The organism is Pyramidobacter sp. YE332, from assembly GCF_033060595.1.
GTDB lineage: Bacteria > Synergistota > Synergistia > Synergistales > Dethiosulfovibrionaceae > Pyramidobacter.
On record NZ_CP133038.1, the window covers coordinates 622,760 to 637,730 of the forward strand.

The 14,971-nt window shown below is 63.4% G+C and carries 10 protein-coding genes; all 10 read left to right on the plus strand.

Annotated elements, in window-relative coordinates; genetic code table 11:
• Positions 1–17 precede the first annotated feature (17 nt).
• Complete coding sequence (locus RAH42_RS02890; RefSeq protein ID WP_343228914.1) at positions 18–845, plus strand: 4-hydroxythreonine-4-phosphate dehydrogenase PdxA; 828 nt, start codon at positions 18–20, stop codon at positions 843–845.
• A gap of 2 nt (positions 846–847) precedes the next feature.
• Complete coding sequence (locus RAH42_RS13220; RefSeq protein ID WP_343228915.1) at positions 848–1,066, plus strand: 4-hydroxythreonine-4-phosphate dehydrogenase PdxA; 219 nt, start codon at positions 848–850, stop codon at positions 1,064–1,066.
• A 206-nt stretch (positions 1,067–1,272) separates the two neighbouring features.
• Positions 1,273–2,247: a 2-keto-3-deoxygluconate permease gene (locus RAH42_RS02895; protein WP_317539930.1), complete on the plus strand. Its 975-nt coding sequence runs from the start codon at positions 1,273–1,275 to the stop codon at positions 2,245–2,247.
• Between the two features lie 74 nt (positions 2,248–2,321).
• Positions 2,322–2,618 (plus strand): UxaA family hydrolase, encoded by a 297-nt coding sequence (locus RAH42_RS02900; RefSeq protein ID WP_078015639.1) that lies wholly within the window; start codon positions 2,322–2,324, stop codon positions 2,616–2,618.
• Positions 2,615–3,778: a UxaA family hydrolase gene (locus RAH42_RS02905; RefSeq protein ID WP_317539931.1), complete on the plus strand. Its 1,164-nt coding sequence runs from the start codon at positions 2,615–2,617 to the stop codon at positions 3,776–3,778. The genes RAH42_RS02900 and RAH42_RS02905 overlap by 4 nt, the downstream gene beginning before the upstream one ends.
• 81 nt (positions 3,779–3,859) lie before the next feature.
• Positions 3,860–4,795 (plus strand): 2-dehydropantoate 2-reductase, encoded by a 936-nt coding sequence (locus RAH42_RS02910; RefSeq protein WP_317539932.1) that lies wholly within the window; start codon positions 3,860–3,862, stop codon positions 4,793–4,795.
• A 171-nt stretch (positions 4,796–4,966) separates the two neighbouring features.
• Positions 4,967–10,885, plus strand: coding sequence for a DUF3320 domain-containing protein (locus RAH42_RS02915; RefSeq protein WP_317539933.1), 5,919 nt, complete (start codon positions 4,967–4,969; stop codon positions 10,883–10,885).
• Between the two features lie 304 nt (positions 10,886–11,189).
• On the plus strand, positions 11,190–12,983 hold the full coding sequence (locus tag RAH42_RS02920; protein ID WP_317539261.1) for an IS1634 family transposase: 1,794 nt from the start codon (positions 11,190–11,192) through the stop codon (positions 12,981–12,983).
• A gap of 310 nt (positions 12,984–13,293) precedes the next feature.
• A complete protein-coding gene (locus tag RAH42_RS02925; protein WP_317539934.1) occupies positions 13,294–14,028 on the plus strand; it encodes an ATP-binding cassette domain-containing protein in 735 nt (244 codons plus the stop codon).
• Positions 14,025–14,954, plus strand: a complete 930-nt coding sequence (locus tag RAH42_RS02930; protein ID WP_317539935.1) for an ABC transporter permease — start codon at positions 14,025–14,027, stop codon at positions 14,952–14,954. Before RAH42_RS02925 ends, RAH42_RS02930 begins: the two co-directional genes overlap by 4 nt.
• Positions 14,955–14,971 lie beyond the last annotated feature (17 nt).

Sequence of the window (14,971 nt, forward strand, 5' to 3'; positions counted from 1 at the left end):
AAAAATGGAGTGAGATCATGTATAGACCCCTGCTTGGCATTACCATGGGCGATCCCGCCGGCTGCGGCCCGGAAATCGCCGTAAAGGCCCTGGCCGATTCCCGAGTTTACGAGCGGTGCCGCCCTTTGCTTATCGGCGACGTGAAAGTCATGAGCGACGCTCTGAGAATCGCCGGACACCCCGAGGTGAAGATCAACGCCGTCTCGTCGCCGCGCGACGGAAAATACGAGTTTGGAACGATAGACGTTCATGCCTTGGATTTAGTCGATATGGACAGCCTCGTCTACGGCAAGGTCCAGTCTCAGGCGGGCGAAGCCGCTTTTCAGTGCGTGAAAAAAGCCATCGAGCTGGCCATGAGTCGGGATATCGACGCGACCGTGACCAACCCGATCAGCAAGGAAGCGATCAACCTCGCGGGACATCATTATTCGGGACACACGGAGATCTACGCGGAATTCACCCGCACGAGAAAGTACACTATGATGCTGGCTCACGGCGACCTGCGCGTCGTTCATGTCTCCACTCACGTGTCGTTGCGCGAAGCCTGCGAGCGAGTCAAGAGAGAACGCGTCCTCGACGTGATCCGCATCGCGAACAAGGCATGCAAAGACCTTGGCATCGAGAAGCCTCGCGTAGGTGTGGCCGGACTGAACCCTCATGCCGGAGAAAACGGCATGTTTGGGCGCGAGGAGATCGAAGAGATCATCCCCGCGATCGAGTCGGCCCGGGCCGAGGGGATCGACGCTATCGGCCCGGTACCGCCCGACACGGTTTTCTCGAAAGCGCTGGGCGGGTGGTACGACATGGTCGTTTGCATGTATCACGATCAGGGGCATATCCCCTGAAAGTGGTCGGCTTCGTCTACGACAGGGGAAAGAAGATGTGGAACGCTGTCGCCGGCGTGAACGTCACGCTGGGACTGCCGATCATCCGCGCCTCGGTGGATCACGGCGCCGCCTTCGGTCACGCGGGAACGGGCGTCGCCAACGAGCTGAGCCTTGTGAACGCCATTGACTACGCTGTCCGTTTGGCTCAGGCGAAAAGGCGCCGGGAAGAGCCGTCGTAAGCGCGGACGAGGGAAGCGTCAACGCCGTAGGCTGCGAGCGGAAAAAAGTTCCGCGCACGGCGCGGAGATGGGCGACGGCGGCAGATGCCGCGTGTGCCGCATCCTGCGGGATAAGGGGAGCGTGTGGTTTATCGGCGCGGAAACGTTCGAGCGCCGAGCGTGGAAGCGGCTTCGGCATTTCATTTTTCTACCAAGGAGAGAAGAGCATGAAAATTTTGAAAACAGTGCAAAAGATCCCGGGGGGCTTGATGGTCGTTCCTCTGCTGCTGGGCGTCGTCGTCAACTCGGTGTTCCCCAGGTCGATTCAGATCGGCGGCTTTACCACGGCGCTGTTCAAGAGCGGCGCGACGGCCCTGATCGCTCTGTTCTGCCTGTGCAATGCGGCGCAGATCGACGTCAGGCAGGCAGGTAAGCCTTTGGCGAAGGGGATCCTTTTGACGGCTTCCAAATTTTTTATCGGCGCGTTCATCGGGTGGGGCGTAGGCAAATTCGCCGGGCCCGCGGGCGTTTTGGGCCTGACTCCGCTGGCCATCGTCGCCGCCGTCACGAATTCCAACGGCGGATTGTACGCCGCTTTGGCGGGGCAGTACGGAGACTCCACCGACGTTGGCGCTATTTCCATCCTCTCGCTGAACGACGGCCCCTTCTTCACGATGCTGGCCTTCGGGCTGACGGGCTTGGCGAACATCCCCTTCCTGACCTTCGTCGCCGCGTTGGTCCCCATCGTTCTGGGCTTTATCCTGGGCAACCTTGACGAAGATCTCCGCAAGTTTCTGGCCAGCGGTACGACGGTTCTGATCCCTTTCTTCGCTTTTCCGCTCGGTTCAAGTCTCAGCTTTAGCCAGCTGGTCCGCGGCGGTTTGCCGGGCATCGTCCTGGGCGTGATGTGCACCGCCCTGACCGGCATGGCGGGGTATTTCGTTATCCGCGCCATGGGCGAGCGCAAAGCCAGCGGTGCGGCGATCGGCACCACGGCCGGCAACGCCGTCGGCACGCCGGCTGTCCTTGCCGCCGCCGATCCTTCGCTGGGCGCTGTCGAGGCGATCTCCACCGTGCAGGTGGCGGCTGCCATCATCGTGACGGCGATCCTTTGCCCGCTGTTGTGCAACCTGCTGGACCGGCGTTTGCGCAAAAGATACGGGACCAATCCCGACGGCACGATCCGTCAGGAAGATCGGTAAACGTTTTTCCCGGGCAGTCTTGGCATGGGAAAGAACGCGCAGCGCATCTCTGGAAGAAAGGCGGGAAAACATTCATGAACGCAGTCATTCACGTGAATCCTCGGGACAATCTGGTGACGTGCCTGCGCCCGGTGGCAAAGGGCGAACGAATCGAATTTGAGGGCACAACCTACGTGGCCGCGGCCGACATTCCGCAGTTTCACAAGATGGCGGTAGCCGAGATCAAGAAGGGCGAACATTGCTACAAATATGGCGAGATCATCGGCACCGCGCTGACAGATCTGCATCCGGGCGATTACGTGCACGTGCATAATCTGGAAAGCACCCGCGGCCGCGGCGACAGAAACGCCGAAGGGAGGAATGAACGATGAAGCTGATGGGATACAGGCGCGCACAAGGACCGCACGGTATTCGCAATTATCTGCTGGTGCTGCCGACCTCGGTCTGCGCGGCGGATACGGCGGAGAAGATCGCCTGCCAGGTTCCCGGCGCCGTCAGCGTCCCCACCCAACATGGCTGCTGTCAGATCGGCAGCGATCTGGCCCTGACCGAACGCGCTCTGGCGGGCTTTGGCATGAACGCCAACGTCGGGGCGGTTCTTGTGGTGGGGCTGGGCTGCGATGGCATTCAGGCGCGCCATCTGGCCGGCATGATCGAGCCGATGGGCAAACCCGTACAGTCCATCGTCATTCAGGAAGAAGGCGGTACGCTGAAGACCATCGCCGAAGGCGGACGCATCGCGGCCGATATGGCGCGGGCCATTTCCGCGGACGTTCGCGAGGAGTTCGACATCAGCGAGATCATCTTGGGCATGGAGTGCGGAGGCAGCGATCCCACAAGCGGGCTCGCCTCCAACCCCTCTATCGGCTATGTCTCCGACAAGCTGGTGGACATGGGCGGCAGCTCGATCCTCAGCGAGACGACCGAGGTTATCGGGGCCGAACATCTGCTGGCCGCGCGTTTCGCCGACGAAGAAGAGCGGCGCAAGTTCCTGCGTATGGTCAAGGATGTGGAAGACCGCGCCATCATGTTGGGGCAAGATCTTCGCAGCGGCCAGCCTACCCCGGGAAACAAGGAAGGCGGACTCTCCACCATCGAGGAGAAGTCTTTGGGATGTATGTACAAGGCCGGTACCCGTCCTTTTGCCGGCGCTCTGGAATATGCCGAGCGGATTCCGGAGGGAAAGGGAGGCCTGTATTTCATGGATACGCCGGGGCAGGATATCGATTCCATCACCGGCATGGTTGCCGGCGGCGCGCAGGTCGTCGTTTTCTCCACAGGACGCGGCACGCCCACGGGGAGCCCGATCGCTCCGGTCGTCAAAATCACCGGCAACGCCGAGACGTTCCGCAGCATGCGCGACAACATGGACATCAACGCCGGTCGCATCATCACCGAGGGGGCCTCGCTGCCGCAGATCGGCGAAGAATTGTTCGAGATGATGGTGAAAGTCTGCAACGGCAGGCAAACCAAAGCGGAAGCGCTGGGACACCGGGAGTTTGGCATCTATAAACTGGCGGGCACGTTCTGACGCCGATTTTCAATGGTGAAGCGTCGAACTGACCGAGATTCCGCGCTCCGAAACGCGGCAAAGGCGCCTGGCGCGCCGGTCATGAAGATGGGAGGCTGGAAGATGAAAGTCGGCGTGTTCGGCATCGGCGGCGTCGGCGGTTTTGTGGGCGGCGCGCTGGCGCGCGTCCACGGGGAAACGTATTTTTGTGCTCGCGGCGAAAATCTCGAAACGATCCGCCGCGGCGGATTGAGAGTCGAGTCCGTCCAGCTGGGAAATTTCACGGCGGTTCCGGCGGGGATCTCGGAGCGCGCGGCCGATCTCGGCGTCATGGACGTGTTGGTCGTCGCCTGCAAGGGCTACGATCTGGAGGCTTCCTGCGCGGCTATGCGTCCGATGGTCGGGGCGCGGACGCTGGTGGTCCCGCTGCTCAACGGTGTCGTCGTTTCCGAGCAGATGGAGCCGCTTCTGCCGTCGTGCCTGCTGGCCGACGGCACGATCCGCGTGTTCAGCCATCTGGAAGCTCCCGGCGTGGTGGTTCAGACGGCGGGCCAGTGCAGCGTCGTTCTGGGAATGAAAGACGGTTCGCGCCCGGCCGCGCTCGACGCGGCGGCGGAGCTGCTGAACCGCTCGGGCGTCGAGACGAAAGTGACCGATCGCATCGTGCGCGCCAGCTGGAACAAGTACGTGACCATGGGCAGCAACAGCTGCGTGTTCTGCTGGTACGACGGCCCGGCCGGCAAGGTCCTGGCCGACCCCGATCATGAAAAGGTGATCCGCGCCGTCATCGGCGAGATGACGGCGGTCGCGGCCGCCCAAGGCGTGGATTTGCCGGCGTCGCTGCCCGACAAGCTGGCCGACGCCTTCGAAAAAATGCCGGCCGACACGGTCACGTCGCTGTACCGCGATCTGAGCGCCGGCAAAGATCCCGCCCGCACCGAACTGGATCACATCATCGGCCGCATGGTGCGGCTGGGGCGCGAAACGGGCGTGCCCGTGCCCTACCACGAAGCGGCGTACGAAAAATGGCGCAAGTAAAACAAAAGAGACCGGCGCGAACCGGTCTCTTTTGTTTTATGGACGCCGGCGGCCGTCGCCGAAAAATTCGGCGGCGGGCGGGTGAATCGCTCGGCGGCGCTTGCCTTTTCGGCGCTTTTTGCTTATAAAGAGAGAAAGTTTTTCATCTCATTGACGAACGAGGAGAGAGCCATGGACGAACAAACGGCGGCAATCACACTGGACGTGCAGCTGACGCCCGTCGTCAACTACGCGCAGCAGCAGAACGGCCTGCCCCTTGTGCGCCGCGTCGCCGTGAGCAATGACGGCGAGGCGGATTGGGAAGATCTGGAAGTGCGCCTTTTCGCGGCGGAGGATTTCGTCGAGCCGGCGAGATTCGGCGTCGCGCGGCTTCCGGCCGGCGAGACCGCGGAGATCGGCGACCTCAAACTCACGCTCAGGGCCGAGCGTCTCGCGCAGCTGACGGAGCGCGTCGTCACGACGCTGACGGCGGAAGTATGGCGGGGAGAGCGCCGTCTGGCTTCCGTCGTGAAAGAAGTGACCTTCCTGGCCTTCGACGAGTGGCAGGGAAGCGGCTACTATCCCGAGCTGCTGGCGGCCTTCGTCACGCCCAACCATCCCGAGATCGCCCGACTCATGAAGCGCGCTTCGAAGCTGCTGGAAGAATGGACGGGCAGCCCTTCGTTTGACGCGTATCAGACGCAGAATCCCAACCGCGTGCTCCGGCAGGCGGCCGCTCTGTACGGCGCGATTCAGGAGCTGAACGTCGTCTACGCCGTGCCGCCGTCGAGTTTCGAAGCGACGGGACAGCGCGTGCGCCTCTGCGACGCGGTGACAGGAACGCGGATGGGCACCTGCCTTGACCTGACGCTGCTCTACGCGGCCTGCCTCGAGGCGGCGGGATTGTATCCGCTGCTCCTGCTCAAGAACGATCATATTTTCGCTGGCGTCTGGCTGGAGGAGATGACCTTCCAGGACGCGGTCAAGGACGATCCGTCGCTGGTGAGCAAGCGCATGGCCGACGGCATCGGCGAGATCGCCGTGGTGGAATGCACCGGCGCCGCCGCCGGGAAAGGCCTGACCTTCGACGAAGCCCGCGCCGCCGCCGCGTCGGAAATGGGCGGCGACGATCCCGTGCGTCTCGTCGTCGACGTGCACCGCGCCCGCCTGGCGGGGATCCGCCCGCTGCCGCTGCGCGTGCAGAGCGATCAGGGCTGGCGCGTGGAAGCCGAATCCCGTTCCGCCGCGGAGCTGACCGCCGCGCCGGAAGAGATGGTGGCGCGCGTCCCCGAAAGCGCCGGACAACCGGCGGCACGGCGGCCGCTGGACGCGCGCGGAAAGAAAATCTTGCAGTGGGAACGCAAGCTGCTCGATCTGGGGCTGCGCAACACGCTGCTCAACCTGCGCGCCTCCAGGAATCTGATCCCCGTGCTGGCCGCGTCGCTGCCGCAGCTCGAAGACGCGCTCGCCGACGGACGGCAGTTCACCGTCTCGCCGCGCCCGCAGGAGTGGCGTCTTCCCGAGGGGGCGGCGCGCAGCCTGGAACCGCTGCCGGAGCTGCCGCTTTCCCGGGATCTGCTGCATTCGGAATACCAGAACGGGCGGCTGCGCTCGCTGATGAACGAGACCGAGCTGCAGCACGCCGTCAAAGAACTGTACCGCGCCGCCAAAGTCTCGCTCGAGGAAAACGGCGCCAACAGCCTGTATTTATCGCTGGGGCTGCTGCGCTGGTACGAGACCGAGCGCAGCGAACGCCCGCGTTACGCGCCGCTGGTCCTGCTGCCGGCGGAGATCGTGCGCAAGGCCGCCAACAAGGGCTACGGCCTGCGTCTGCGCGACGAGGAGCCGGTCATGAACGTGACGCTGCTGGAGATGCTCAAGCAGAATTTCGGCATCGTCATCGACGGCCTCGACCCGCTGCCGGCCGACGGACACGGCGCCGACGTCGTGCGCGTCTTCACCGCCGTGCGCCGCGCCGTGATGCAGCAGAAACGCTGGGACGTGGTCGAGTCGGCCTTCGTGGGCATTTTCTCGTTCTCGCGCTTCGTGATGTGGAACGACATCCGCAACCGCATGGACGATCTCGAAAAGAACAAAGTCGTACGAAGCCTGATGGACGGCAAACTGAGCTGGGAAGCCGCGCCCATGGAGGCGCCGCGGGAGCTTGACGAGGCCGGACTGCTGCTGCCGCTGCCGGTGGACTCGTCGCAGCTTTACGCCATCAAGTCGGCCGTCGCGGGCGAGACCTTCGTGCTGCACGGGCCGCCCGGCACCGGCAAGTCGCAGACCATCACGGGACTGATCGTCAACGCGCTGGCGCAGGGCAAGACCGTGCTCTTCGTCGCCGAGAAGATGGCGGCGCTGTCGGTCGTGCAGAAACGCCTGCGCAAATTGGGGCTCGATCCGTTCTGCCTCGAACTCCATTCCAACAAAGCCCGCAAAAAAGACGTGCTCGAACAGCTGCGCGCCGCGGCCGAAGCCGGACGCGCGCAGAAAACCCCGATCTACGCGCAAAAAGCCGAACAGGCCGCGCGGCTGCGCTCCGAACTGGCGGAGTATCCCCGCCGTCTGCACGAAAAGCGCGCTTCGGGCCTTTCCGTTTACGAGATGATCAACGCCTACGAGCCGCTGGCCGACGCCGACGACGCCGGCATCCGTCTCGAATATTCGCGTACCTCCGCCTGGACGGCGAACGATCTGCAGCGCAACGAGTCGCTGCTTGGCCGCCTTGCCGCCGCGGCGCGCGCGGTCGGCCATCCCTGCGGCCATCCGCTGCGCCTCGTCGGCGAGACGGAATATTCGCAGCGCCTGCGCAGCCAACTGCCGTCGCTGGCCGAAGATTATCGGGCGCGCCTCGATGCGTTGGAAGAATCGGCGCGGTCTTTCGCGGCGCGACTGGGGCGGGACGCGCCGCGTCTGAAAAAGGAATACGAACAACTCCGCGACGTCGCCGCCGAACTGTCGCAGTGGCGGGAATGGCCGCGCCGCTGGGCCGCGGACGGCGACGCCGGAGCGTATCTGCGCGGCGTGCAGGAAATGGCCCGGCACGCTCTTGCGGCGGGAGAATGCGGCGGCGAACTGCTCAAGGCGTATCGCCCCGCCTTCCTCGAACAGGACGGCGAGGCCCTGCGCGGCGAGTGGAACGAAATCCAGCGGAAGTGGCTGCTGCCGCGCCTGCTGGCCGAATCGGGCTTTGTGAAAAAAATTTCGTCCTATGCGTTCCTCAAACGCGGCAAAGAAGATGTGCCCGGAGATCTCGACCGGCTGAACGCCTACCGCGCCGAAATGGCGAGCGCCGCCCGGCTTCGTCGGGAGTACGCCCCCGGCCTCGAATCGCTCGACCGCGGCGGGGACACGGACTGGCGGCGCGTGGCCGATATGGCTCGAAAGGCCGAGCAAAGCGCGCTCCGTCTCGACGGATTGAACGGCGGCGCGGCGCTGCGGCAGCGGCACGCCGCCGATCCCGAATCGCAGCGGGCGGCCGCGGAACTGCTGGCGCTCTGGCGGGAACTGGAAACGTCGCGCGGCGCGCTCGACGAACTGCTGCGCACGGAAGATCCTCCCGACGGCGGCGACTGGCTCGCGGCGCTGAAAGACCTCTGCGCCGCCCTGCTCAACAACGCCGACGCTCTGCGCGACTGGATCCTCTGGAACAGCCTGTGCGAAGAGGCCGAAGACGCCGGACTGGGGCCCGTCGTCTCGGCCTGCCGAAACGGGCTGGAACATGACAAGGCGTTGCCCGCCTACCGCAAAGCCTGCCTGCGCAACCTCATCGAGGACGCCGTCGACGGCGATTCCGTGCTGAACCGCTTTTCCGGCGCGGTTTTCGGTGAAAAAATCGCCCAGATCAAGGGACTGATCGACGAGCTGTCGCGGCTGGCCAGCGCCGAAGCCTGCGCCGTTCTGGCCGCCCGAGTCCCCGACTTCGCGCGCGAAGCCTCGCAGAACTCCGAACTGGGCATCTTGCAGCGCGCCATCCGCTCCGGCGGGCGCAACCTCAGCATCCGACGCCTCTTCGAACAGCTGCCCAACCTGCTGCCGCGCCTGTGCCCCTGCATGCTCATGAGCCCGATCTCGGCCGCCCAGTATCTCGACCCGCGGCGCGAGATGTTCGACCTCGTCGTCTTCGACGAAGCGTCGCAGCTCACCACCAGCAAGGCCGTCGGCGCGCTGGCCCGCGGAAGGAACGCCGTGATCGTCGGCGATCCCAAGCAGATGCCGCCCACCAGTTTTTTCATGACCAATCTCGACGACCGCGAGGAAGACCCCGAAGTGGCCGACCTCACCAGCATCCTCGACGACTGTCTGGCGCTCGGCATGCCGGAAACGCACCTGCTCTGGCACTACCGCAGCCGCCACGAAAGCCTGATCGCCTTCAGCAACAATCGGTTCTACGAGAACAAACTCTGCACGTTCCCGTCGGCAAACGACCGCGTTTCGAAGGTGAGCTTCGTCAAGATCGGCGGCACGTTCGACCGCGGCGGTTCCAGGACCAACCGCGCCGAGGCCGAAGCCGTCGTGGCCGAAGTGATCCGCCGCGCCAAGGACCCGGCGCGGCGCCGCGAAAGCGTCGGCGTCGTCACCTTCAACATCTCGCAGCAGAACCTCGTCGACGACCTGTTCGAAGAGGCCCGCGGCCAAGATCCCGAACTGGAAAAGTGGTATCAGGAGTCCGAAGAGCCGCTGTTCATCAAGAACCTCGAGAACGTGCAGGGCGACGAGCGCGACGTGATCCTGTTCTCGGTCGGCTTTGGCGCCGACCGCGAAGGGCGCGTGAGCATGAACTTCGGCCCCGTCAATCAGGCCGGCGGCTGGCGGCGGCTCAACGTCGCCGTGTCGCGCTCGCGCGCCGAGATGATGGTGTTCTCGTCGCTGGAACCGGAGCAGATCGACCTGACCCGCACTGCCTCGGAAGGCGTGGCGGCGCTGAAGGCGTTCCTCCAATACGCCCGCAGCGGTTATCTGCCGTTGAAAGCTTCCGCCGCTGGAACAGCCGCGCCGCACGAGCCCGACGGCGTCGCCGCCGAGATCTGCGCGCGGCTGAACGAATGCGGCTACGAGACGGCGCGCCAGGTCGGACATTCCAAATTCCGCGTCGACATCGGCGTCGTCGATCCCGATCAGCCCGGCGAATACCTGCTGGGCGTTCTGCTCGACGGCGGCGCGTACCGCGACGCCCGCATGGTGCGCGAGCGCGAGATCTCCCAGATCGGCGTGCTGAAGGGCCTGGGCTGGACGATCGAGCGCCTCTGGACCATGGACTGGTGGGACAACAGGAAGCGCGAGCTCGATCGCCTGCTGCGCCGCATCGAAGCGTGCCGCGCCGCCCGCCGCGAAGAGCGCGAAGCCAAACGCCGCGCCGCGGAGGAAGCCGCGAAGGCCGAAGCCGAAGCGGCCGTGCGCCGCGCCGCTGAAAACGGAGAAGACGCGGCGATCCCCGCAGAATGTGCCGTCGCGGCCGATGGCGGCGGACCGGAGCGCACAGGAAAGGCGGATCCTTCGCCGCAGACAGATGCCGCTGCCGAAAAAACGACGACGGCTCCGCGAACGGCCGGCCGGCCGTACCGCCCCGCGCTGTTGCCCGAGAAAAAACTCACGACGGCCGAATTCGCCGAGCCGCGCAACGAAAAATTATTGCGCGGCCGCGTCGAGGCCATCGTGCGCACCGAAGCCCCTATCTCCGCAAAACTGCTGACACGACGCCTGCTGCAAAGCCTCGGCATGAGCCGCCTCGGGCCGCGCGCGCAGAAGCGCCTCGACGAACTGCTGACGTCGATGAAATTGCAAACGACCGAGCGCGAGGGCGTCGTCTGGTACTGGCACAGCGGGCAGGATCCCGATACATACGCGGGATTCCGCGTCAGCGGCGCCGGCCGCGCCAGGCGCGACGCCGCCGACGTGCCCGCGCAGGAGGCGGCCAACGCCCTTTGCGAAGTGCTGCGCGAACAGATCGCCCTGCCCGAGGAAGACCTGCTGCGCGAAACGGCGAAAAAACTCGGTTCCTCCCGCGCCGGCGCTTCCGCGCGAAACGCCGCGGCCGCCGGACTGCCCCTCGCCGTTTCCCGCGGGCTGACCGCGCCGGACCGCAACGGCTGCTGGACGCTGAAATAAGCGCGCCGGGGAGACGGCACGAAGCAGACGAAAAAAGCTGGAAGAACTCGCGGAACTTCAAGCTGAACAATGCCGAAAGCCTGACGGTCGAACGATCGCCAGGCTTTTTGCGTAAGCGATGTTCCACGTGGAACATCGCCGGCCGCTGAGCGTTTTCTTTTTTCCCGACTTTTAGAAATCGAAGAAGCGCAAAGACTTGCAATAACTCTTTCGGCAGGGAGTTTTTATGACTTTTGAATATACGCTTAAGAATCGCTTAATATGTTATAATACTCCTTGAGGAATCGTCCTCCCGGAGGTCAGCATGAGTTTCCGAATCAAACTGATGAAAAACAAGGGCAGACTTTACGCGGCCATCGTCGAGGAGACTTACAATCCTCTCATCAAACGCAGTTCCGGAAAAACGATCCGCACGTACGGCGACCTGAACAAACGCCGCCTCACAGAGCCGGACATCGACGAAAGAATTCAGGCGGATCTTGCTGAGTTGAGGGCAAACGCAGATCTTGCAGAACGCCTCAAAGCGCAGACGCTTAAGGATCAGGTCGCAACATGTGCACCCAACAATAAACCGGACTGTGCGGGCATTTATAACTACGGCATCGCCCTTTACCGCAGATTATGGGAACGCCTTGGGCTGGACGTCTGGTTCAAACAGTATCGACGCAATCACCGACTCAAGTTCGACTTCGACCTTGCCGCATTCTTCCTCGCCGCACTGCGCATTCTGGCGCCTTGTTCGAAAAAACGGACGCACGAATACCGCGGGAACTTTGTCTTCGATTTCTCTTCCCTCACCCAGGCGGACCTTTACGAAACTCTCGGGCTCCTGAGCGGGAGCAAGGATGTCCTGATACGTAACGTCAACAAGGGGATCGCGGATATCTACGAGCGAACGATGACTGTCGCGCTTTACGACTGCACCACGTTTTACTTCGAGAGTTTTGATTCCGACGAACTTCGCGCGCGCGGGATGTCCAAGGAGAACCGCACGAATGAGGTGCAGGTGGTGATGGGACTGCTCGTTGACGCCGACGGCATCCCTCTTGACTATGAGCTGTTCCGCGGTAACACGTCGGAGATCAAGACCCTGCTGCAGGTCGTCCGGAAGCACAAGGTAAATTCCGGACTGGGGAAAGTCACGGTCGTCGCGGATCGCGGGCTCAACTGCAAGCTCAACTTGCAGCACCTTGCGGAAGAGGGTTTTGATTACATCGTGGCCCAGAGCATCAGTCGGCTGAAAAAGGACGTGAAGGAGCGGGTTCTTTCCGAGGAGAACTGGGAGCACAGCGAACGGTTCCACGAGGACGTGTTCAAGATGAAGCGTCTGGACGCCAGAGCGGATCCCGAACGTGACGCAGGCATCATCGTCACTTGGTCGCTGAAACGGCACCACCATGACCTGGACGTTCTGGAGGAATTGTGGACGAAGGGGAAAGAACTGGTCGCGAAGGGAGCCTCAGCCGTCGAGACATCCATGAAACACGGCTCAAGACAGTTTCTGAAGAGCAAGAAAGGGAAGAAAGGCGAATACGAGGTGAACACCTCTCTCTACGAAAAGCGTAAAAAGCAGGCGGGTTTCTACGTCATCGCCACCTCCAACAAGGACGCCTCCCCGCAGGAGATCTTCGCGAACCTGCGCCGGCTTTGGCGCGTCGAGGAATGTTTTCGAGTACTCAAGAGCAACCTCGATGCCAGGCCGGTTTTCGTCTGGACGCCGGAACACATCCGCGGGCACTTCCTCGTCTGTTACCTTGCGCTGGTTCTGGAACGTCTTTCCTGTCACCTCATCCGCATGAAGGGCATCAGAGACATCTCGCCTCACAAGCTCGTTGAACTCATGCGCCAGCAGAACGTCACCGTCCTGAGCGGCAGAGCCAGGAGCACGCCCATCAGCCTTCGACTGGGACACGACGGCAGCACGCCGGAGAGAAAGAACGCGGACATCGCGTCGGCCGACGCCGTGATGCAGATATTTGGAATCGCACCCGTCAATATGATGGAAGCCTATCCCGATCTCAAGAACAAACTCGCTTGTCGACTGCCTTTTGCTGCACGGGAGGCGACAGGAGGGATTATCCGTAGATCTCGCGGTTGAAAAAAATCGCGCTTACTCTTGATGCTGCTTGAGCTTGGCTTCGATTCCCCTTGGAAAAGTCGGGTAAGCGATGTTCCACGTGGAACATCGCCGGCCGCTGAGCGTTTTCTTTTTTTCGCCGCGTCTTCGTGGCGGGAGACTTGCTTTTCCTCTGTCAGCGAAATTCGGCCTCGCTCCGTTGGCTTTTGCTCGATAAGGATGGATCGCTCGCACTTTTCGTGATAAAAATTATTCGTATCAACGGACACGCGTCATCAAAATTTTTCATATAATTTATGAACGATCACCGATGGAAAGGGAGGCGGCCGCCGTGGAAGACATCGTGCTGCAGGCGACGGGGCTGAAAAAGTCGTTCGGCCACGTGCGGGCGCTGACGGACGGCTCGTTGAAACTGCGCCGCGGCGAGATCATGGCGTTGGTGGGCGACAACGGCGCGGGAAAATCGACGCTGATCAAATGCCTTTCCGGCGTGCTGACGCCCGACGCCGGCGCGATCGAAACCGGCGGCAAACGCTACGGACGCCTGACGGTGCCTCTGGCGCGCGCCCTCGGCGTGGCCGTGGTCTATCAGGATCTGGCGCTGGTCGACCATCTGGACGTAGCCGCCAACATCTGGCTGGGCGCGGAGCCGCTGAAATGGGGATTTTTTCTCGACCGTGCGCGCATGATCGCCGACGCGGAAAAACTGCTGGCGCGGCTGTCCGTCCGCCTCACCGCGCGCGGCGTGCCGGTGGGCGCCCTTTCCGGCGGTCAGCGCCAGGCCGTGGCCGTCGTGCGGGCCATCGCGCAGGGGGGGCGCGTCCTGATCATGGACGAGCCGACCGCCGCCATGGGGCTGCGCGAATCGTCCCATCTGCTGGAGGTCATGTCGCAGCTGCGCGAGCAGGGGCTGACGCTGTTGTGCATCAGTCATAACCTGCCGCAGATTTTGCAGATCGCCGACCGCGTCACGGTGCTCCGCCGCGGCGTGACGATTCGCGAGGAGCCGGCGCGCGGCCTGGATCCTCTGAAGCTGGCTGGGTGGATGTCGGGAGCGCTGTCATGACCTTCATGAAAAGACATCTGCAGCAGTTCGCGCTGGCCGGCGTGATCCTGCTTTTCGGCGCGCTGTTTTGCGCCACGTCGCCCTATTTCTGGGACGCCGACAATCTGCGCAACATCCTCGACCAGAGCACGGTGAACGTCGTCGCCGGTCTGGGCATGACACTGGTCCTCACGTCCGGCGTCACCGATCTGTCGGTCGGTTCCGCCGCGGCGCTGACGGGCGTGCTGACGGCGCTGGCGATGAAGGCGGGAGCGCCCGCGTGGGCGGGCTGCGCGCTGGCGCTGCTGTGCGGCCTCGGCGTCGGCCTGTGGAACTCGCTGATCATCGTGCGCGTGGGCGTCAATCCCTTCATGGGCACGCTGACGTCGATGTCAGTCTTTTCCGGACTGGCGCTGGTGATCACGCAGGCGTCGCCGGTGTACGGCCTGCCGCCGGCATTCACGTGGATCGGCCGCGGGCGGATCGGCGGCATGCCGGCGTCGGTGCTGATTGCCGCGGCGCTGTTCGCGCTGATCTTCATCCTCTATTACGGCACGCGGTGCGGCGTGTACGTCAGCACGCTGGGCGTCAACGCCGAGGCGCTGCGTCGTTGCGGTGTGAACGACCGGCGCTGGCGGACCGGGACGTTCTGCGCGTGCAGTCTCTGCGCCGCCGTGGCGTCGATCCTGATCACGGCGCGGCTGAACTGCGCCGAGCCGCTGGCGGGCGCGGCCATGAACCTCGACGCCATCGCCACGTCGGTGTTGGGAGGAACGGCCCCGCGGGGCGGACGGGCGGCGCTTTTCGGCACGGCGCTGGCGGGCGTGCTGCTGGCGCTCGTCAAAAACGGGCTGACGATGTGGAGCGTCTCTTCGTATTATCAGGAGCTGGCGGTGGGCGTGATCATCCTCGTCTCGATCGTGCTTTCCGAGGCGCGCCGCGGCTGATTTTGGACGGTGTTTTA